This is a genomic window from Bacillus sp. FSL L8-0199 (genome assembly GCF_038005705.1).
In the GTDB taxonomy this organism is placed as follows: domain Bacteria; phylum Bacillota; class Bacilli; order Bacillales; family Bacillaceae_G; genus Bacillus_A; species Bacillus_A cereus.
In genome coordinates, this window is record NZ_JBBOTS010000001.1 from 3,471,979 (window position 1) to 3,494,779 (window position 22,801).

Below are 22,801 nucleotides of genomic sequence, written 5' to 3' on the forward strand. Positions count from 1 at the left end.
GTGTGCTACCTATTATCCATATTATGACCTTTTTAAAAGATTTCTTTCTACACACAACAATCTTATTAACTTTTTGTAGATGTTTACAATTACCAATACTGAGGATTCTAAAAAGGATAAGCTGAAAAATGTAATTTTTTAAGTATTTGCGCGTCGTAAATTTGGCGGGTACAACTTATCTACTCTTTACATATGAGATAGAATCTACTCCTCTATTGGATTATAGTTGCTATCTGTCACACTTAAAAAGGAATGAAAATATACTATCATTAAAATAGAAATTCAAATTAGTTTACGAAACCAACTGTAACTATTATAGTTACACAAAAAGTTGATGTCAATTTCATATCCTCCCTTTTTAACGGACAAAAGACATGACCTATTGAACAAAAATGTGATGTTTATAAAAAGGGCGGTAAAGTTTTATCTCCTTACTCAAAGAATTATAAATGATTTAGTATTAGATGAAATTGAAGCTAATATTGCATCTCCCTAAAAAGAATGTTACTCTAAAAATAGAATTATGAAAGGAATGATGGATGAATAATGATTAACTAATTTATATTTTAAGTTGAATTTTATAACTTCAAACTACAAAATATAGGGTTAGTCTATCCATTTTTAAAATTCAGTTCATACTTTATTTGTCATGATTCAAATGATTAATAAGTACTTATTAAGTATAGACGAAAGACTAATCCTTCCGATTACAAATTGGGGGGTTTTTTTATTCCTGTTTGTCTTAGTTGAAACTTACTAATTGTTAAATGTACTTCACAAATAAAGGAGCGAGAAAAATGAGTACTTCAGATACTATTGTTACACATGTAATGCTCTATATAAGTCGTTAATATCCATCAAACTTATATAGAGGAATTAAAAAATGGATGGATGTTCCGACTTTATATGAAACGTTTCGATATATAAAGGAGGAATTATTATGTCAATGATAAAGGTCCAAGACTTAACTTTTTCATACCCAGGTAGCTTTGATAATATTTTTGAAAGTGTAAACTTCCAAATAGATACGGATTGGAAGCTGGGATTTATCGGTAGAAACGGACGAGGTAAAACGACATTCTTTAATTTATTGTTAGGGAATTATGAGTATAGCGGGAAAATCCTTGCTTCAGTAGAATTCAATTACTTCCCCTACTCTGTTTCAGATAAGAACAAATTCACTCATGAAATCCTTGAAGAAATTTGTCCCCAAGCCGCAGATTGGGAACTTCTACGTGAGATATCCTATTTAAATGTTGATGCTGAGGTCATGTACAGACCATTTAAAACATTATCAAATGGGGAACAAACAAAAGTGTTGCTTGCTGCACTGTTTTTAAATGCGGGTCAATTTCTATTAATTGATGAACCAACAAATCACTTAGATACAGATGCACGAAAGATAGTCTCCGATTATCTAAGGAAGAAAAAAGGATTTATTTTAATTTCACATGACAGAATCTTTTTAGATGGGTGCGTTGACCATATCCTATCTATTAATAGAGCAAATATTGAAGTTCAAAGTGGTAACTATTCTTCTTGGAAGTTAAATTTTGATAGACAGCAAGAACACGAGAAGGCTACAAATGAGCGTCTACAAAAAGACATAGGGCGATTAAAACAGTCTTCCAAACGTTCAGCAAGTTGGTCTCATGACGTGGAAGCTTCAAAAAATGGAACGAGGAATTCAGGCTCTAAGTTGGATAAGGGGTTTGTAGGACATAAAGCAGCCAAGATGATGAAAAGAGCAAAAAACCTTGAATCAAGGCAACAAAAAGCTATTGAGGAAAAATCAAAATTACTAAAAAATGTGGAAAAAACTGAGTCATTAAAATTGGAACAATTGCAATTTAAATCAAATGAATTGGTTACTTTAGTTGACGTGTCCGTTAAGTACAATGATCAAATTGTGAATGAGCCGATTAGCTTCATAGTTGAACAAGGTGACCGAATTGTACTTGATGGAACGAATGGGAGCGGAAAAAGTAGTATCCTAAAACTAATTCTAGGACATCCGATACAGCATACAGGCTTAGTTACTTTAGGTACAGGACTCATCATTTCCTATGTCCAACAAGATACTTCTCATTTGAAGGGATCGCTATCAGGCTTTATTGAAGAGCACAAGATTGATGAAACCTTATTTAAGTCCATCCTAAGTAAGATGGACTTTGACCGAATTCAATTTGAAAAAGATATATCTCATTATTCTGGTGGACAAAAGAAAAAACTGCTTATCGCTAAAAGTTTATGTGAAAAAGCTCATATATATATATGGGACGAACCACTAAATTTTATAGATATCTATTCCCGCATGCAGATTGAAGAACTTATTCAACAATTTAATCCCACAATGGTTATTGTTGAGCATGATAAAATATTTCAACAAACAGTTGCAACGAAAACTATATCTATGTAGCTCAAAACGAATACTTGAAAATATAATCATTAACTTGAGTCCTTGAATTATAAAAACTTTAATGAATTGATAAAAAAAGCCTAATTTCTCTACAATACATTGAGAAATTAGGCTTTAAATAGTAATAATAGAATTCATAAACACTGAATAATTTACACATTAAGTTTATCTGTTAATGCAGTAACAATCCTGTCCACTAAGTCTTCGGGTAATCCATATTCCTTATTAACTACAGCCTGTATACTAGCAAAAGAACTTTCATTGTATTTTGATTGCCTTTTTCCTCTACTATCTTTCTCTTTATTTATGAAGTTTTCACGAGATTCATAGTTCATCTTATCTGATTCTTTACCAATAGATTGATTGGTGTAAATTATAAAGATACCTAACATCATAATTACACAAATGAAAATCCCTACTAATTTAAGTCTCATTATTCATTTCCTTCCTGCAACTCTTACTGTTTCTCGTTCATAATATCTCAACCATATCAAATTCATATTAATTTGAAGTGAAATTTTGTTCTTAACATATTTCTTAATAGAAAGACTGTATATCCTTCTATTTGTTTGACATCATTAAGATGCTCACAAATAGAAATAAATTCTATTCCTATATATAGATAAATAATCTAAAAATTTATATAATAAGATTAGAAGTGTAGCATATTATTATTATTATTGAAAGGTCTTGGTATAATGCTAGGCATTAATGTAAAAAAAACAAATGAAGAGTTAATTATTTCATGGCAATTGGCGGAGATTACAATTCCATTACGTGATGTGATTGAGGTTACCGAAGATGCTACCTATGCTGGTGTTGAAGAAGTAGATGTAATACGTATTGGAACAGCTTATGGGACAACAGACCGTATTTTAATTAAAACAGTAAAACAAAATTATGTATTGTTTACTACAAATAAAGTTGCTATTTTAAATGCCATTCACGCTTAAATATAGGAGTCTTCTTGGCTAAAATGATAAAAATAAGCACATCTTGTTATAAAAACAGATGTGCTTATTTTTTAGTTTTTATGCGTTTTTACGTTTTAAGAAAATAACTCCACCAGCAATTAACAGTAATGCTCCTGCAGCCATAGAAATCCAACTTGTAAGATTAGTACCTGTTTGCGGTAACCATCCAATTTTAGATTGAATTTCTTTCTTAAGTTGTGGTTGTTCTTTTACTTGCTCGTTAGGTTGCTCTGGTGTTGGCGTATTTTCATCTGAATTTGGCTGTTCTGGTTTAGGTTGTTCCGATTTTCCCTCTTTAAATTTCACTGTTTGTCCCTTATCTTCAATTTCAGCGTGAATAGCTACTAATATATTATCTTGATACAGTTCTTCAAATACTACTACTTCTTTACCTTGTAATGCAGAAGCATTAAATGTGAAATCTAGTGTGATAGAACCATTTTTCTCTTTAGCAGTAAACTTAGATTCTACTGTTACTTCTTTACCATCAACTAATAATGGTTTGTTGGTTGCTTTATCCATTAGTTTGCCTTTTACTACGTATTCTTTACCCACGATTAAGTCTTTGTATTCCACTTTATCTTGGATTGTTACAGATTTAGAAGCATCTAACTCTTTAGAACCATCAGCTTTATTTGTTGCTGTCGTTTTAATAGAAGGTTCTACAAATCGAACTGTTTGACCTACATCGTTAATGTCAGCATGAGTTGCAATTACTTGACCTTCATGTAATAAATCTTCAAACACGACTACTTCTCTTCCTTGCTGTTCAGCACCAACAAAAGTAAAGTCTAATGTTACAAACCCATTCTTTTCTTTTGCAGTAAACTTCGTTTCAGCTGTTACTTCTTTACCATCAATTAATAATGGTTTGTTAATAGCTTTGTTCATTAGTTTACCTTTTACAGTGTACTCTTTACCTACAACTAAGTTAGTATACTCCACTTTATCTTGAATAGTGATAGAATCCTTTGAATGAATCTCTTTTCCACCATCAGCTTTATTTGTTGCTGTCGTTTTTACTGATGGCTTAACGAACTTAACTGTTTGACCTTTATCATTGATATCAGCATGTGTCGTAACAACTTTTCCGTCTTTCAGTAACTCTTCAAATACTACTACTTCTTTTTCTTCTAAACCAGTTGCATCAAATGTGAAGTCTAATGTAATAGAACCATTTGCTTCTTTTGGTGTAAACTTCGTTTCAGCTGTTACTTCTTTACCATTTACAACGAATGATTTATTAGTCTTTTTATCCATTAATTTACCTTTTAAAGTGTACTCTTTACCTACTTGTAGGTCTTTGAATTCCACTTTATCTTGGATTGTTACAGACTTAGAAGTGTGCATTTCTTTTGTACCATCTTTTTTATCAGATGCTGTTGTTTTAATTGAAGGAATCTTCTCATCTTTGACAACGTGTTTAATGATTTGACCATTCTCTTTAATTTCAAAAGAAAACGTCTCTTCATTTAAGATATAACCGTTTGGTGCAACAGTTTCTTTATATGTGTATTTTCCAAATGGTAGCTTTTCAAATTTAGCGATACCTTTATCATCTGTTTTACCTTTTACTACTTCTTTTCCTGCTTCGTTATAAATTGTAAATTCTGCATTTGGAAGCTTGTTATTTCCATCAGCTACATCTACCTTTGTAATTTCTAGATCACCTTTGATAAGATGATTAACTGCCAATAACTCAATAATCTTTCCATGTTCCTTTATTTCGAACGTAATCGGTTCTTTAACAAGAACGTAACCATTTGGAGAAGCCTTTTCTACAAATGAATATTTACCATACGCTAAATCTTTGACGTTAATCTCACCATTTTTATCTGTCTTATATTCCCCAACTACTTTTCCACTTGCATCTTTTAGCTCGAATGCTGCACCTTCTAATTTTTTACTAATATCTTCATTATCTACTTTTAGTAATTTTACACTACCTTTCACTTCGGTATTTTCCACTGTAAAAGTAAGTGTTTTATTGTGCTCTTTAATTTCAAAAGGATACTTTGTTTTATTTCCAATATATCCATTAGGTGTTTTTGTCTCTAAGAAATAATATTTACCATACGTAAGATCTTCAACGTTTGCAATTCCATTTTCTTTTGTTACTACTTTTTTCACTTCTTTTCCATCTTCAGTGAAGACTGTGAATTCAACATTTGGTAAAATCTTTCCTGAATCACTAAGCTTTTTAATTTCGATGTTACCTTTTACTTTGTTATTTACTATTTGGACAGCTCCTGTTTCCCCTGTCTTAACTTCAATAGTTTGTGGTTTATCATCTGAAACATAGCCTGTTGGTGCTTTAATTTCTTTTAATGTGTAAGTACCAATTGGTAAGTTGTTTAATTCTGCCATACCATCAGCACCAGTCGTGATTTTTCCGACTGATTCATTATTTGCATTAAAGACCTCAAATACTGCACCAGCTAAAACTTCTCCATTTTCTCCAACTTTTTTAATTTTTAAAGAACCAGCTGCTTCCCAATTTACTGCAAGATCACTACTAAGCTTTTCTTCATTTCTTTCTAATAGTACTGTAGCATTCTGAACAGTATCCGTACCACGGTAAGCAATTGCTTGAACTTTAGTTAAATTAGCAGCAACACTTAAATTAAATTCACCCGTTTTTGTATTTTTAGGAATTTGGATACGAAATTTTTCTCCAACTGAAAGCTGATCTTTCACTTCTCCATTTCCACTAACAATTCTAACTCCATTAGGTGCATTTTTCGCTACTACTTTATAAGAACCACTCTTAGCATTTGTTTGTACTGTATATAGATTCGTTTCGAAGAATTCACCTTTTAATTCTGCTTTTTGTTTTTCAGCTGGGATAACATTCATATAAATATCTTGCGTATCCCCACTATTATTAGCAGCATTAATAATTGTCTTAGCTGCTTTTTCAACATTTTTATTCTCATGTTTTAATTCATTTACATCGAGTTGACCTAATGCATTCCAAACCGCAAGTTGCGTTGCATAATGCGCTTCATTTTTATTAGCTACTCCCAGCTGTTCAGCACTTTTTTGCGGGAAACCATTTAATAAGACTCTATATACTACATTATCTGTTTTCCCCATTTCAGGAAGATCTTCACCATTTGGTGATTTTAATCCAAGGGTTAAGCAATAAGCAATTTGACCACTTGAATTTTTAATCATTTCAGTGCGAATGTACTTACCTAGACTATTACTATAACTCCAGTCCATTGAATATTTCTCATGCGTCATAACCTCTGCACTAGCCCTAGGTAAAAATACATTAAGGAATAATGCCAGTACTGATAATAATGTAAAAACTCTTATAATGACTCTCTTACCCAATTTTGTAACCTCCCTAGAATAAATTAATCCGAGTATATATCGCAATATCTAAAACATTCACGATCGACCCAATTATCATTATAAAACAATAAATTACAAATATTAAATAATTTTAATAAAATAGTCAAAAAATTTACACATTTTATTATTTATCAAGTTTTTTAACGAATTTACTATATACAAATTCTAAAACACGCCTACAATTTAAAAGACAAATATGTATGTTAAATATATAAATAGCAATTCCTTTACTCCAGTTATTAAGCTTTCCCCTATTAAAAATAGCCTTTTCATTTTCTTGTTAACCTGAGTAATTTATACACCTCTTTTAATCTATTACACTCCTCCATTTAAATATAAAGGTGACTTCTCGTTCAAATAATAAAGTGAAACTTTAATTCGCCCGATTCCCACCTAACTTCTTTGCTTTCATTGAATTTTTGGGCGGGAGTCTTACTGCCCAAAAATAACGGGATATATTATGCAATATTGCATTTGATAATCATTTTCATTGTAACTATAATGATTACAGGATTACTATTAATCTAATATTCTACATGGAGGTTTTATTATGTTTAAAAAAATTATTGTATCTTCTATGGCGCTTACTATGTTCGGTGGAGCTGCAACTATGCTAGAGGCACCTACTGCTCAAGCAGCTTCTTATAACTCAACGTCATCCTCTTACTTTGATGTCACTCCTGAAGAGGCCGTGGCTTTCTATCAATCTCAAGACTATAAAAAATTAAGAGTATTTTTGGATGACTTTGAAGCTAGAAACCCTTATACTCCAGGTGGAGGCTACGCTCAAGGGAGTGTACGTATGCAAAAATTCAACGATGCTCTTAGAGATGCCAAATTAACAAATGTCTACCAAGAATTTATTAGAATCTCATACTACAATCATTATCCAGAACCAAAATAATAACAACGGATTAAATGTTTATTATTTCTATAACTTAGCCTAATTTTAAATGTATAACCTAAAAATAATTACTAAAAACCACTCATATAAGGGTGGTTTTTCTATTTCCCCATATAATTTAGCGGAATGTTACATCATCTTTATTTTAATATCTTTTATAGTAGACATTCTCTCGTTGACACAATCTAGTAGGTTAGCAATGGGGATATCAAAATATATTTATAATTATTTTCTGTTTAATAGCAAAAAACGAACACCCTCTCACAATTAGATAAGGTGCTCGTTTTCATTTTTATCGGTAATTCTCAATTCATTTTAGCTTCTTTCCAATAAGCAAAGATTAAATTAACTTAAAAACAAAGCGTTTTAAATTTAATTCATAGATCTTACTGAAACTTGGAATTGCCCCTTAGAACCATCATCATTTGAAACGTAAATTTTATATGTTCCATTCGGTAATGGAGATAAAGCATTCCGTACATTTGTAACATTAATTTGTTGTTCTCCAGGTTTTATATAACCACCAACAATTAGCTCTGTATTTGGACCTTTTACACTATATCCCATTGTATTTTGACCATTATTTTTCATAGAGAAGCTTAAGTCAGTACTCCCATCATATACGAAAGAAGTTACAGCCTCGCCACTATAATTCATTGTTTGGGTTAATAATAAGTCTGCAGAAACATGTTCAACTACATGAATTGGATCATTCGTTTTGTGTACTTCTTCAGCATAAGTATTATTCCCTAACACACCAAGTGTTAATGCTGAAACTACTCCACAACTAAGCACTAGTTTATTTAACTTCATTTTAAGTTCCCCCTTGATGTTTGTATTCTATTACCATCATACATCCTTTTTTAAGTGCGTTTTTATGTAATAATTCATATCTATAAACCTATATATTTTAACTTTTCGCCTTAATAGTTATTGAGAAAGCCACATAGATAAAGCTACAATATTACACTTCATAAAAAACATGTAAATTTTAAAGTCTTTTTCTAACAAAGTTTTATACGAGTAAGTACCAAAATACTCAAATGAATAGCATTTCTATTTCAGATAAAATGTACTAATAAAATTTTTCTAAAATTTCACTTTGTAATTTGATATATTCCATGTTAATATAACGAAGGCTACAAAACAGGAGTCACCACGCATATCATTTTCACAGAATATTCATACTTAAAAAGACTTATTTTATCAGTAACTCAATCCAAATTTCACCTATACAAAAGTTAGTTTATAATTTCATATGTACATAAATTTAAATAGATTTTTTATCTATTATTTTTTCTATTTTCCTTATCAATTTTAATACGAGTAATATGACAGCACTTTTCAAGTACCCTTCCTTTTTTAGATAAAAAGTCTACTAATACTAAACATCTATGTCCAACTCATACATAATTCTACTTACAAACTATCGGAGATGCAAAACTATGGGAATTTCTACTCTTTTATTAAATACCTTTATTATAATAATTTGTATCCTTAGCTATCACGTATTTTGGCTAGAGTTTAAAGAAAAAATAACATGTAATAATATGTTATTTTCTATCCTTTCCTCCATTGCTATTATTTTTTGTATGACTTTTCCTTTTCATTTACATGTGGGATTTATTTATGATTTACGTTTTATTCCTATAATATTAGTTTTTCTATATGGAAATACAAAAAACATTGTTTTTATAGGAATTTTATATCTTTCTTACCGGTTTTACTTAGGCGGAAATGGCGTTCTTCCATCATTTATTATCTTTACTATCATTTCTGTTATAACAATGCTCTCTCGTTACTTATTACCTATGTATTTTAAAGAAAAAAAGATATTATTAAGCTTACTTCTTATTTTAGTATGTACAGCTTCCCTTTCTATTTGCGGTATTGTAACTCAAATAAATACAGGAGGTAAAATAGACTCTACTCTCATAGAATTTTTATTAAATTATATAGTCATTAATATTTTCACAGTATTATTATCAGTTTATTTTATAGAGGAAATGATTGAGAAATATAAAATGAAAGAAAAACTGCAACGGGCTGAAAAATTTTATATAGCTAGCGAACTAGCAGCGTCAATTGCACACGAAATCCACAATCCACTAACCACGGTACATGGATTCACTCAATTATTAAATGAAAAACATGCCTCTAAGCTATCTCAGGATCAATACTTAGAAATCATGTTAATTGAAATGCAGCAAATACAATCTACTATTAATAACTATTTATCTTTAACCAAACCACAGAACACCCTAAAAGAAAAAATAGATATTAATCACATTTTAAATCAGGTGAAAGATACTATTTCACCACTCGCTCTATCATACAAAGTTGAAATCAAACAAAATAGTACAGATTCCTTTTATATAAATGGGGACCCCGAAAAATTCAAACTCTGTCTAAACAACATCATCCAAAACGGAATTGAGGCTATGAAAAATGGTGGATTATTACAAATAAATATACAAAAAGTAAAAGGAAATATCATAATTGATATTATTGATTCAGGAATTGGGATGTCATCTCAACAAATAAAACGAATTGCTTTGCCATTCTATTCAACAACAGAAAAAGGAACTGGGCTTGGTACTATGATTGCTTATAGTATTATTAGAGAATTAAACGGAGATATAGAAATAGAGAGTGAATTAGGTAAAGGGACACGCTTTTCTATTAGTATCCCTTGCTAATGTGATAACAATTTTCTGTTTAGTTAATTACATAAATGAATTTTAAGAATCCCGCTAGCTAGCTTATTTATTAATTATCTTAAATTCATATGCGTTAATTAAATATAATAAGGATCAGAGCCTATCTATTGTTACAGATACACTCTGATCCTTTAGTTTAATTCAATTAAAAACACTTAATATTTATAACTTTTCTTACATCGTGATGAAATACTAGTTCATCAATTTTATCTTATTTACTGATTAGATTGGTTTAATATAAATATAACATCTCGCGACACTTAATTTGTTATTATCATTAGAGACATTGCCTGCAGTTGTTTTTTCATTAAAGTACAGACCTTTTTCCATTCATTGAACAAGACAACTCCCCTTTTACTACTTCACTTCCACCGTATAATTCCCTGTCCCCCCGCCATACTGATACACATGTAAATAATACTTCCCTGGATACGTATAGTAACTACCTACTAGTTTACTCCCTTGTTGCTGAGCATACGTAACATAATTATTTAAATCTGCTTCAGAATAAAGTACCCAGTTCATTCCGATATTATTTTCATTCGTTACGTTAATTTGAAGGTTTTTAGCAGTCTCCACATTAATTTCAAAGAAATCACTTGTATCGCCATTTCCTAAACTAGCACGTAAAACTTGATTTAACTGCAATTTGTTTGCTGTTTGGAATGAGTTATTCGGTTCTTTTTCTACACTGTTATCTTCTTTCTTTTGAACAGTTACAGTCGCTGTAGCAGTATTAGTTGCTCCTTTATCGTCTGTTACCGTTAATTTCGTCGTATACGTTCCTTCTTTTGTATATACGTGAGTTGGATTTTGCTCATTACTTACTGCTCCATCACCAAACTCCCATTTATACGAAGTAATTTTCCCGTCTTCATCTTTTGATCCGTCGCTTGTAAATGAAATTGCTTCATTTACATTTCCGCTATACGGACCGTTTATAACTGCAACTGGTGCTTTATTCTCTGCACCTTCTTCTGTATTAATACCGTGGAACACAACATCATATTCAAATTGTCCTGATGTATTCACGCGATAATTTACGAAGTATGCTGTTACTGTTTTATAGCCTGTCCATTCCTTTGCACTTAAACGTTTTAACGTATCATTAACGTTTTGTGTAATTGTTTTCCAATGTTCATATTCTCCTTTTGCTGCAGTTCCTGTATATGTTCCTTGTAGTGTGAATGTATTAAAGAACTGTGATTTATTTTTCTTCACTGATACATTTTTCAATTTTGCTTCCGCTGTTATTTCTGCTGCAATATCTGAAACTGGCTTCGATGCATGATTCGCTAAATAATCGTCTGATACTAATGGCACATTATATTTCTCACGATTATCAACTAGCATTTGCATATAGTCTTGATATTCTTTATTTAAATTCGCATCTTTACTTAATGTAGAGCGATATGCATCATATGCTGTTACATCATTTTTCCTAATAAGATCATGTATTTTATCGAACATATCATATCTCTTATTGTACATATATGATTGTAAAGCAAAGGAATAATTATAGAAATCCCACGTTCCATACTTTGCATTTAACGTTCGCTCTGCCGTATAACGCTCTGCTGGATTTGAAGATAATCCTCCTATAATACTCTTTCTCGGTACAACATTATCCGTTCTCGTTGCCCCTGCAAAAAATTCAGCATTTCCTTCTTCAAACCAAGATAATCTTTCATTTTCATATATTTTCCCTTGTCCCCATAACCCTGGTACTTCATATCTACCTTGTAAATAATGCGTGAACTCGTGTCTGAATAATTCTTCTAAACTATAAATACTTTCTTCTGGCGTACGCTCATAAGTAAAGAACGTACCTGTTCCTTCTATATAAAGACCACCGTTATTCGTTTCATAACCGTACAATTGACGATTAAATTGATATTCTGCTGGGCTATTATAAATAACCATCGTTAATACATCATCAGGATTTCCTTTTTCTAAAGGTTGATCACTTTCAACCGTACGATGGAATTGTGCCTTTACTTCTTTTGCCGCCCAATATAAACGTTTTACTTTTTCTTCTGTCACTTTATCTCCAGCTTTTAAAACAATTGCCCCATCATCAAACGTATACGTTTTTGGCAAATATTTTTTCTTTCCATCTTCTCTTATTTGATCTAAATTCACCACTTTACCATTTGCATCTTTTCCGCCATAATTTGTTGCAATTTGCTCAGCAGCTACGAAATATTGCTCCCCTAAATACGGATACATTTTCATCGCATCTGTTACAACTTGTAACCCTTTCGTTCCTGTACTATAGAACGTACCGAGTCTACCTGTATAATAAATGCCATTATTAATAAGCCAACCGTTTTTTGCTGTAATCGTTCCCATTAATGCAAAACGACTTAATTCATTAATATAACTATCTATTTTCTGATACCATACTGTATCTTTCGGTGCTTTCCTCGTATCGTACAAATACGATTGAATGTCGTAATCAACACCTTGCATAATATCGTAAATAGCATTTCCAGCTGAAAGATTATCTGCTAATGTAGAAAAATTATCATTATATTGTTTAAAAATCTTTGCAGCCGATGTTATCGTTTCCACATCGCTCGAAGCGTTTCCTATTAACTTTCCGTATGATGATACCACTCTATTTTGCTCTAATGTACCCAGCTTGAAATTTGAATTGTTAGCCATCGCTTTTAATGCAGGTAAGCATTTATCATGATAACTCCGTTCATTTAATTTACTAAGTTCCGAATTATAAAATCCTAAATAAAATCCTGAACGTAATACCTCTACTAATGTCTCAATCCCTTTTGAATCATCCTTCGTATAGGCTTGTCCTTGCTGCTTCAATTTATCAATAATCGCCTGCACCCTACTATCATTTTGATAGAATGCTAGACTGTCTGTATTAAACTGAAATAGCCCCGTAATTTGCTCCCAATCAATTGTTACAAGTAAATCTACTAACTGCTGATTGCTTAATTGATTTAATTCAGCAATTGTATAAGTTTTCGCTACAGCTAATTGCTTACTTTCTTTTTTCACCTCAGGTGGTCTTTGTGATAAATCGGCAAATTGTAACCTTTTCTCAAAAGACTTGCTTTCGAGCACTTTCGATGAATGAGCTAATTCTTGTACTGGTAGTTGTACACCGACTGGCTCCATTTTTAGCACATTTCGATAAGAAACTTGCTCTCCCTTAGTATCTTCTGCCAAACTTACCCCTTGAAAACTCCCTAACATTAAACTAGCAAAACTTACCCCTACTAACATTTTCTTTGAATAGCCTTTCATGCTCTCCCCTACCTTACATTTTTAGTGTCCCGCTCCATTATTTTACTATTTTTACTTTTTGTCCTGTATTGAGAAAAAAACAAGGTAACGTTCACACATGTATCCATTCCCTGTAAAATTAACGCTTGACTTTCCGTGCATTTTATATCAAAAAAAGATAGATAATAGCAAAATTTCTGCTACATCTATCCTCGTTTTCAACACTATGATTTTAACTTTATAAACGTAACTTCCGGTAATGTTTGCATATGCTGAATAAACTCATTCTTTTCTTCTGACGATATATTTTTCAGTTGCATCCCTACCTTATAAACAGTTTCTGTACTTTGCTGTGAAGCTTCCACCTCATATGAGAGTATTGGGATGCCTTTCACTTGTAGTGTTTCTAATATTTGTTGTACCGCTTCATGTTTATTTACAAACATTTGCACTGTTATATTTTGTGGAAATAAAAATTGCACCTTAAAAATACGACTTACAATTTCTAAACCAATTAAAACGAGAATCGTCGCTCCAATGCCTACTACATACATTCCCGCTCCAATTGCTAATCCTATACCGGCAGTAGCCCATAAACCAGCCGCGGTCGTTAATCCTTTCACCGCCTGCTTTTGAATAATAATTGTGCCTGCACCTAAAAAACCAACTCCACTAACGACTTGTGCTGCAATACGACTTGGGTCTAGAGACATATGCTCCTCAAACACAATATCTGAAAAGGCATATTTCGAAACAACCATTATTAACGCACTTCCTACCGCTACGAGGAAATGAGTCTTTAATCCAGCTTCTTTCGATCGAATTTCTCTTTCAATACCAATCATTGCTCCTAACAAGCCAGCAACACCGATTCGTATAATAAAATCAAAATCTACACTCACGGGCACTTCCCCCTTTCATTCATTATAGATAGATAAAACAAAAATTATCACAAATATCCATTTATCAACATGAAGGAATATTACTAAAATACACTTAATACTCCGACTGTTTTATGTTAATATTTAAAATATTAACATAAAATAAATAACTTCTAATTTTAAACCTCCACTAATTTTCTAAAAAAACAAAGATGGATTACATGAAATTAGGTTGAGAAACTTCAGAAAACGCTTTCATTTTGTATCATAATTTTTTATAAATACTACATAAACAAAGGAGCTTACTAACAATGAACGTCTCATTACTTACGCCTACTACTGATTTACAAGAAGAATACTTAGATTTCTATAACGAATGGAAAGATAGCGGTGAAACAATGATCCCGTGGGTTATCTCAAAAAATCCTGCCAACTTCCCAGCTATGGTTCAAGAACTTCTCGATGCGCATAACGGAATAAATATCCCTAAAAATTGGGTACCAGACTCTACATATTGGCTTGTTACAGATGAAAATAAAATTGTCGGAGCTGTTAATATACGTCATAGTTTAACTGAACATCTATTTAACGCTGGCGGTCATATCGGTTATGGCATTCGCCCTTCTGAAAGAAGAAAAGGTTATGCTACGAAATTACTAGCATTATCATTAGAAAAAACGAAGGAATTAGACATCACGAAAGTACTTGTCGTTTGCGACGCAGTGAATACCGCTTCTGAAAAAACGATTTTACATAACGGCGGACTTCGTGATGATGATTTCACTGAGGAAGATGGGAATGTAGTAAGAAGATATTGGATTGAGCTATGAATGATCACAAATAAGCGAGAAAGTGATTATACACTTTCTCGCTTATTTTACACTGCTTCTATTTCAAACTGCACTGTAATACCACTTGGATCTACCACCACAAATCCATTTGTAGTTTCATTTATTTCATATTGTTTTTCTATTAATCTTTCTTTCACTTTGTCTAACGCTTCTTTATGCGGTAGTACAATAGCATATACCTTTAGTCCAGTTGCATATACTGGTGGGTGTGGGTTGTTTACTCCGTTCCACGTATTTGCACCAATATGGTGATGATATCCCCCTGCTGAAATAAATAAGCAATCCTCTTCACGCTGTTGTACTTCAAAACCTACTGTTTCCACATAAAATTCATGTGATTTCTCTACATCAGCTATTCGTAAATGTACGTGCCCAACGACAGTATTAGCAGGCAAACCATCAAACTCATAATCAACGAGTGTTGCCAATTCTTTTAAATCAAGTGGTGTACTTCCTCCTGGCCCTTCTCCCCATTGATCGTGCGGACGGTCTGCATAAATTTCAATACCATTCCCCTCTAAATCTTGCAAATAAAAAGCTTCGCTATATGTATGATCACTTGCACTATTAAACCTTGAAATTGGTAAAATTTCATTTGAATATGTATAACGCCCTTCTTGCTCATCCGGGCTGTCAATTACATTTTTATTACGAAGAACCCCAAATAGCGCAGAAGCAAAAGCTTCACGAGTCGGAACTAAAAAGGCTACATGATATATACCAGTCGTACGCGGTTCTTGCAGTACCCCGTCCTCTAACTTTTCAAGAACAAGTAACGCGTTCTTTCCACCTTTTCCAGATAAATATGCTTTATTCCCCTCTTGCTTAATTACCTCTAATCCTACAACATTTTCATAAAAAGCAATTTGACGCTCTAAATCTTTCACTTTAAATTCAATATGACCAATACGTGTTTTCGGATGAATTTGTACCATGAATAACTCCATCTCCTTATCCCTATATTTTTCCATTACATATAACCGTTACTATGAAGGATACAACTAAAATCATCCTATGTAAATAAGAAAAGTCAGAATTTACATACATTTTTATTTTCATAATAAAAAAGCCACCTTTTCTAAATTTCAGAAAAGGTGGCTTTATAACTCTTATCTCATTTTATGTACTTCAGCAACTAGTTTTCCACCCTGAATGCCCATATAAAGCTTCACAGGTGCATCATTCGTATTTTCAAATACTAAATCTAAATATGGATATGCAATTGTAGCATCTCTTCCTTGTGGAACATAACCTACCGTTTTAGAATGTGTAGTTCTCTCCACCATTTTCAGGCCAGCTTGATCTGCTGCATTGTATAAAGTTGAAGATGTTTGACAAACACCACCACCATATCCATCTACTAATTTACCATCAACTATTTCTTTCCCTAATTGATATCCTTTATCTGGTGTTGTATCACCGATTAATGAATTAAAAGAGAAACGGTCTCCTTTTGCTAACACAACTCCATTTATGCTCGCTGCTGACAAACGAATATTCTCAATACGGCCACCTGTTGAACCACCTAAGTTCGTTTCATATCTACCAATTACCGTACCATTTCCTTGCGCATCACTTAATGTTGCGACTGGTTTTTTCTCCACGATCGGCAACTGATACGTAGCATCCCACATACCAACGTTTAACAATTTATCTACTAATTCTTTTTCCATTAATTCATAAGAAGGTTTTCCTTCTTGCCAACTTCCATCAGGTGCTATACGTGAAGGAACCATTTTTTTGTCGACGCTTTTTCCAACCTCACCAACAACCTTTGTTACAGACTTTTTAAATTTCGCTTCATCTTCAAAATAGCCTAAACCAGATAAATCTAATTTTTTCACTTCAGTACCAGTTCGACCATCAACTAAACTAATAGTATCCTGTACTTCTGCTTTAGCCTCTACAGTGTGCCCACCAATATCACTTACCAATGCAACATCACTTACTTTTGCACCACAGCCACTCATTATAGCTACACATAACACCCCAACTAATATACCCTTTACTTTACGGAACAATATACTCTCTCCCTTTCCCCAACATCACTATTATGTATTTATTTCATTTTTATGTATGTTTTGTTACAATCATTTTACAATATGTTTATAAAATGTTACAAGTTATTTTTCACTCTATATAAATTACTCTTTTCTTTTATAAATGTCTATACATATTTACATAAAAGTTTGAGTTTGATAGAATTGTAACTTTTATGTAAACTCTCCCTTTTATCCAGTATATACCATTAAGCAAAAGAAATACAAATCAAAAACCCTCAAGCTATTTTTTATAAAGTGAAACTGTAATCAGTTGGGGTTTTACGGGCATCCCGACCTTCTTTGTTTCTGCTGAATTTTGACATGGGGGTCTTATTGCCCAGCAAATAGCGGGATAAAGAGAAATCCCGTCAACATAAATAGGTATTTGCCGTGCCACCGCTCCGCTTTTGCACATACATTATGGTGTATTCAACCTATTTTAAAGAAATGGAGGATGTTATTATGTATCCCTACAATCCATATGATCCATATAATCAATATGCGTACCAACAACCACAGTATGACTTACAAACACAATATCAATCTTATATAGATCAAGCAGAGCACACGAATCCATACGACCAAAATAGACAATTCCAACTTCCAATCTCTTTTCCTGGCACTGGAAATCGTCAATTAGAAAGACGCGTAAATGAGCTTGAACAAAGAGTACGTCAACTAGAAAATACAGTTGAGCGCCATACACGTAGACTCAACCGCTTAAACCAACGTTTACGCACAGTAGAAAACAGACTAAATATTCCATTCGCAGCATTAGAAGACGGATTTTAATTGAAAAAATAAAAATTATATAAGGAAGGGGCTCCCCCTTCCTTATATAAATTGACGAAAGTTTTTTCCATCTCTATACTGATAAGAGTTAATGAAATGAAACAAGGTGATAAATATGGATTTTGAAATAAATTATCTTTCCTTTTATGTTGTACAAGTAGAAGGAAAAGGTGAAGCAGTTGATAAACGCTACAAACATTTTCAAACTTTAGACGCTGAAGAATATGAAGATAGCTCCTTAAAAGAATTTTTGAATGGTGAGTTATTAAAAATATCGAAGCGAAAAGTAGAACGTCATGCAAAAACAGAACAAGCCCCAACAAAAATTGGTCGCTTTATTGTAGAAGAAGGGCACGAACTTGATTCAAACCCTCATTACAACCTTTTTAATCGTATTCGCTTTGCAGAAACAAAAGAAAACTTTAAAGATATGAGCGAACCTCTCGTTTATACATATCTTGACACAAGCGCTGTACGTGGTGGTGTATTTTTAATTGCTCAGGCAAAACTACGCAAATACTTTGATGATCCATTCGTATTCGTAATGAAATGCGACTTTGAACCAAAGGTTGCTTCTATTTCTGATGAATCAACACTGATTCGTAACGTTGAAATGGCCATCACAACAAAGAATATGAAATCTATCCAATATCCGTACATGCCTGAAGAAGGGATGGTTGAAGTAGGCGAACTAAAAATTCATCAAGCATCACACGCCCGTTATTTTGAAGACTTCTTAAAATTCGTCGAGTATGAACGCTCTATGCCTGAAATTATGAAAACACAAGTAATGGACATGGTATATGACCAAATTGAAGATGTATTTGAAGAAGGTACGGAAGAACGCGAACAATTCGACCAAGCAATGGAAGTATGGGCTGCCAGTCCGAAACGCGAAATTATGGAACAATTTTCAACCGAAGAAGTAATGGAAGCTACCGCTCAAATCGTTGAGCATGCTCCTGAAGTGGAATTAAAACTAAAAGCCGATCATATCTCTGTGAAGGCGTTGCTTGCGGATTTCGGGGATCAAATACATATTGCGAAGGTAAATGATCGATATGTACTTATGATTGAAGCAGACACACTTACATTTGAAAAAGGCTTCTCTCCTATTGAGTTTCTGAAGCCGGATGAGCTGCAAGATGTGATTGAGCGGATTGAGAATAAGCAGCAGTATTCGTTTGATCCGAGCGGTATTGAATAAAGTGAAACTTTAATCAGTGGGGTTTTGTTCATCCCCCACTAATTATTAACCCTCACCAATCGGGCTTTTACGGGATAAATACTTCCATATAACTGTTGTTACTGGGCGCTTTTAATAAGCGCTCTTTTATTTATATTAAAAACCGACTCTACTAAGAATCGATTTTTCTGCTTTATAATAAAACATGTTTATTTTCAAATTTTTTTGATGCAAGATGACATTTGTTGCAGAATCAAATACATCCCTTCCTTGTTATACAAGCTTATTTCCATTAGAAATATCTACTTCAATATTTCTAGTTGACCAAGTCCTTCTATAAGTTGTTAAGATGCAAAATTCACTTTACTACTTCAAATTTATTGTACTCGTAAAAAGATAATTGAAAACGATATTCCGGATGTTCTCTCACCCAATCGTAGGCTTCTTCTAAAATTTCCATTTTGTTTTGCAAGTCATTAAGTTCACTACATTCGTCCCTTTTCTGTTTGCACAGAGGGCAGAATCCATTCACTATTTCCGCACTCGTCGCCCTAATAGTTTTACTTTCTAAATCAACTACTAGACGAAGAATAACAGAATGCTCTTCTTTTGTAGTCACCTTCATTTCAGCAATCCGATCCTCATTCCAAAAGACACCGTTTAATTCCATCTTTACTGTGACATCTTTAATATCCAAGTCTACCACTATCACACCTCCCTTGTACAAAACTCAATCTTACTCTTCTATTTTAAACTTTAATACACCACAACTTAAAGAGATATTAAGTTTTTTCCAATCCTTCTTTACTATGAAAGAAAGTGTAGTTAATGCTAATTGTGTGGTAAATATTATCCAAAAAACTAAAACAGTTAAAATGTTAAAGATTGTTTCCATTAAACTACACTCTTTTCTTTATATATATTTTTATTTTATTAATACGGTTTAAAACTCTTATTACGTCTTAACACTCCCAAAGCAATTATAATGCACCATCACAACAACAAGTTGATGCCTATTTAATATCAATACGCTGTTATTACATGTATGTAGTTAGAGATGGAGGAGAAATTCATTTAACCTCTGTATTCTCCTCCATCTCAGCCAAATACCTAATCTGCCGTTCCGCTTTTCTCACTGCTGTACGAAAATGTTTTTTCAGGAGTTCTACTGTATTTTCACTTATATAATATCTTTCCGTTATACTTTCCCACGTGTCACTACTTTCAAATGTACTCCATTCAAATGGGCGTTCTGTATTTTTCTTTAGTTCTTTAAACACCCATTTTCGCATCTTTTTTTTCGCTTTTTCTGTTAGTTTTCCGTTTTTTACAAGTTCAAGTTCACCATGTCTTTTGTATCGCTTATTAATATCTCTCTCGCTATACACTTTAAGAAGTATATTTGCTGTATTTTCAGCATCTGCTAAAGCACGGTGCTGTTTTCCTTCCCACGTTAAAGCGAGCTGTTCTACCGCAAATTGTAAACTTGGCGTATGTTCAAACAATTCCTCATATGCTTGGAAAACAAATTTTTGCAAATCAATTCTATTTTCTTTTTCTATACTTGGGCATTCAACACCATATAATGTACAATCATGAGATAGAAAGCGATAATCTTCTTTTCCCCATGAAACAAATATAGAACCTTCGCCGATGAACTGAATAAATTTCTCTATAATTCGAGGGAATTTTTCTACACCCATTAAATCTTTTTTCGTAATACCGGTTAATTTTGTTGTATGACGAGTTAATCGTGCACTTGGTTTTACTAACTCCGAAAATTCTTCAATTATCTTCATTGTACCTATTTCTATTTTTACAGCTCCGATATCAACTATTTCTGACGGATCTTCTGATTTATACGGTCTGAAATTCCTCTCAATATCAAACACAATAAAATGTGTAGCGTTTTTCAATTTATTTACCTCTTTCTAAATTCCTTTTCACACAAACACTTTATTTTCAGTATTTATTTATTCATGTACTTTATACAAAAATACTCCGAATAAATAAATGAAAATTCAGTCTCGTTATGATATGTAAGTAGGAGGACATCTATAAAAATGCAAAAAAAAAGAAGGGCGAGCCCTTCTTTTTTCAAAAATTACTTCTTGTTTACGTTAGTAGCTTGAGGTCCACGGTTACCTTGTTCTACTTCGAAAGTAACTTCTTGACCTTCTTCTAAAGTTTTGAAGCCTTCGCCTTGGATAGCTGAGAAATGAACGAATACGTCTTCTCCGCCTTCAACTTCGATGAAACCGAAACCTTTTTCTGAGTTAAACCATTTTACTTTACCGTTTTGCATGAAAAAAATCCTCCTACAATGTACCTATATGTACATATTCATTTTCAACCACCTTACAATAATAAGCCAGATATTAAAAAACTGCAACCCCTGAGGAGATTTAACATTGCTATCCTCCTCGGAAGTTACAGCTCATTTAAATCTCTATATTATTAAAAGTAAAATGGTTTAAATATACTATATCATATCAATATAATAAAAGTAAAGTTTTTTTCTTAAATTATTTTTTGTTCCCACTGCATTGCTTTTAATTCACCTGATCCGGCTACTACATAACCATCTTTTTGATTAACAATGCGCCATCCGTGCCCTTTAACTGAATCACATACTGTAACAATACCTTCTTCAAGAAGCACACGGCACACACTACTAATACCCGCCTTATTTTGCGTTGAAGTTGTATATAAAACATGTTGATCTACACTTAAGTCTAAATAACTACTTGCTTTCTGCTCACTTTGACATGTGTGCCAATATATTTTTTCACTTGCAATACTTTCATCTATTTTACAATAAGAAATATTCCCGCTAACTCCCTTGCACGATCCACTTGCCGCTACTAAATAAGAATTGTGTAAAGTCAACGCGGAGATCATTTGATTCATCGCAATTTTAATCCTCTTTAATTTACGTGTCTTCAAATCAAAGAGCCAAACACCACCATATTTAGCATGTATTTTCGTACCAATAAATAAGTAATGTTTATATAAAAATAACGATCGAATAGACGGTGCCGCACTGCCATACTCAAGAAACGGATGAATAGTTTCCCATGTCGAACCGAAATTATTAGAAAGATACAGCATTTTTTCTCCATGAGCAACAACAGTTCCTTGTACATTGCTACATACATTCCAACTCGTTGCTTTTGTTGGAAAACGCTGAATTGTCCAGTTCTCTCCACCATTCATACTACGAATAAAAATCCCTTCGTCACCTACACCATAAACTACATTATCTTCGCTATGTAAATCCCTAATTCGTTTTTGAAAACCATTTAAAATTCGTTTCCATTCTCCGTCTTGTTCAACAAATAAGCCATTATATGTAGTAGCTAACAACAGTTTTCCATCTCTTAACTTTGTAATAGCAGTTGCACTTAACATTGTCTCCAC

General features: G+C 32.8%; 17 protein-coding genes and 1 pseudogene. 7 read left to right on the plus strand and 11 right to left on the minus strand.

The annotated features are described in order from the left end of the window. Positions 1-940: 940 nt before the first annotated feature. Entirely contained in the window at positions 941-2,419 is a 1,479-nt protein-coding gene (locus NST86_RS17815; RefSeq protein ID WP_000061795.1) for an Lsa family ABC-F type ribosomal protection protein, read from the plus strand. A 200-nt stretch (positions 2,420-2,619) separates the two neighbouring features. Here NST86_RS17815 and NST86_RS17820 read toward each other — a convergent pair. Further along, positions 2,620-2,853: pseudogene (locus NST86_RS17820) on the minus strand (hypothetical protein); the annotation flags it as partial. A gap of 264 nt (positions 2,854-3,117) precedes the next feature. On the opposite strand from NST86_RS17820, the gene NST86_RS17825 reads away from it, so the two are divergent. Continuing rightward, positions 3,118-3,372, plus strand: a complete 255-nt coding sequence (locus tag NST86_RS17825) for a SunI/YnzG family protein (RefSeq protein ID WP_000900695.1) — start codon at positions 3,118-3,120, stop codon at positions 3,370-3,372. A 78-nt stretch (positions 3,373-3,450) separates the two neighbouring features. On the opposite strand, the gene NST86_RS17830 is transcribed toward NST86_RS17825, so the two are convergent. Continuing rightward, on the minus strand, positions 3,451-6,732 hold the full coding sequence (locus tag NST86_RS17830) for a VaFE repeat-containing surface-anchored protein (protein ID WP_227593251.1): 3,282 nt from the start codon (positions 6,730-6,732) through the stop codon (positions 3,451-3,453). Positions 6,733-7,303: 571 nt separating this feature from the next. Between NST86_RS17830 and NST86_RS17835 the strand changes: the two genes are divergently transcribed. After that, complete coding sequence (locus tag NST86_RS17835) at positions 7,304-7,657, plus strand: hypothetical protein (protein ID WP_227593250.1); 354 nt, start codon at positions 7,304-7,306, stop codon at positions 7,655-7,657. 372 nt (positions 7,658-8,029) lie between these two features. Here the strand turns inward: NST86_RS17835 and NST86_RS17840 are convergent, their stop codons facing one another. Then, complete coding sequence (locus NST86_RS17840; RefSeq protein WP_000773525.1) at positions 8,030-8,470, minus strand: hypothetical protein; 441 nt, start codon at positions 8,468-8,470, stop codon at positions 8,030-8,032. Between the two features lie 632 nt (positions 8,471-9,102). Between NST86_RS17840 and NST86_RS17845 the strand changes: the two genes are divergently transcribed. Further along, on the plus strand, positions 9,103-10,356 hold the full coding sequence (locus tag NST86_RS17845; protein WP_000513019.1) for a sensor histidine kinase: 1,254 nt from the start codon (positions 9,103-9,105) through the stop codon (positions 10,354-10,356). 378 nt (positions 10,357-10,734) lie between these two features. Here NST86_RS17845 and colA read toward each other — a convergent pair whose 3' ends face one another. Further along, complete coding sequence (colA, locus tag NST86_RS17850; protein ID WP_340934151.1) at positions 10,735-13,650, minus strand: collagenase ColA; 2,916 nt, start codon at positions 13,648-13,650, stop codon at positions 10,735-10,737. A 203-nt stretch (positions 13,651-13,853) separates the two neighbouring features. After that, on the minus strand, positions 13,854-14,531 hold the full coding sequence (locus NST86_RS17855) for an MgtC/SapB family protein (RefSeq protein ID WP_000109721.1): 678 nt from the start codon (positions 14,529-14,531) through the stop codon (positions 13,854-13,856). 290 nt (positions 14,532-14,821) lie between these two features. On the opposite strand from NST86_RS17855, the gene NST86_RS17860 reads away from it, so the two are divergent. Beyond that, entirely contained in the window at positions 14,822-15,340 is a 519-nt protein-coding gene (locus NST86_RS17860; RefSeq protein WP_098300470.1) for a GNAT family N-acetyltransferase, read from the plus strand. A 47-nt stretch (positions 15,341-15,387) separates the two neighbouring features. On the opposite strand, the gene NST86_RS17865 is transcribed toward NST86_RS17860, so the two are convergent. Together NST86_RS17865 and NST86_RS17870 are read right to left on the minus strand one after the other, a co-directional pair. Beyond that, positions 15,388-16,296, minus strand: coding sequence for a VOC family protein (locus tag NST86_RS17865; RefSeq protein WP_086391355.1), 909 nt, complete (start codon positions 16,294-16,296; stop codon positions 15,388-15,390). Between the two features lie 174 nt (positions 16,297-16,470). After that, positions 16,471-17,382 carry a VanW family protein gene (locus tag NST86_RS17870; protein ID WP_000488971.1) on the minus strand — a complete coding sequence of 304 codons (912 nt, stop codon included), beginning with the start codon at positions 17,380-17,382 and terminating at the stop codon, positions 16,471-16,473. A 483-nt stretch (positions 17,383-17,865) separates the two neighbouring features. Here NST86_RS17870 and NST86_RS17875 point away from each other — a divergent pair, with 483 nt between their 5' ends. Further along, positions 17,866-18,195 (plus strand): hypothetical protein, encoded by a 330-nt coding sequence (locus NST86_RS17875; RefSeq protein ID WP_000283715.1) that lies wholly within the window; start codon positions 17,866-17,868, stop codon positions 18,193-18,195. Positions 18,196-18,310: 115 nt separating this feature from the next. Then, positions 18,311-19,402 (plus strand): DUF3900 domain-containing protein, encoded by a 1,092-nt coding sequence (locus tag NST86_RS17880; protein ID WP_000345046.1) that lies wholly within the window; start codon positions 18,311-18,313, stop codon positions 19,400-19,402. 337 nt (positions 19,403-19,739) lie between these two features. On the opposite strand, the gene NST86_RS17885 is transcribed toward NST86_RS17880, so the two are convergent. The 4 genes from NST86_RS17885 to NST86_RS17900 form a co-directional block, all read right to left on the minus strand. Next, positions 19,740-20,087 carry a hypothetical protein gene (locus NST86_RS17885; RefSeq protein ID WP_000227983.1) on the minus strand — a complete coding sequence of 116 codons (348 nt, stop codon included), beginning with the start codon at positions 20,085-20,087 and terminating at the stop codon, positions 19,740-19,742. Positions 20,088-20,451: 364 nt separating this feature from the next. Then, positions 20,452-21,297: an exonuclease gene (locus NST86_RS17890; RefSeq protein ID WP_000786421.1), complete on the minus strand. Its 846-nt coding sequence runs from the start codon at positions 21,295-21,297 to the stop codon at positions 20,452-20,454. Between the two features lie 188 nt (positions 21,298-21,485). Continuing rightward, complete coding sequence (gene cspB, locus NST86_RS17895; RefSeq protein ID WP_001179150.1) at positions 21,486-21,686, minus strand: cold shock-like protein CspB; 201 nt, start codon at positions 21,684-21,686, stop codon at positions 21,486-21,488. 215 nt (positions 21,687-21,901) lie between these two features. Next, a complete protein-coding gene (locus NST86_RS17900; protein WP_000449494.1) occupies positions 21,902-22,801 on the minus strand; it encodes a WD40/YVTN/BNR-like repeat-containing protein in 900 nt (299 codons plus the stop codon).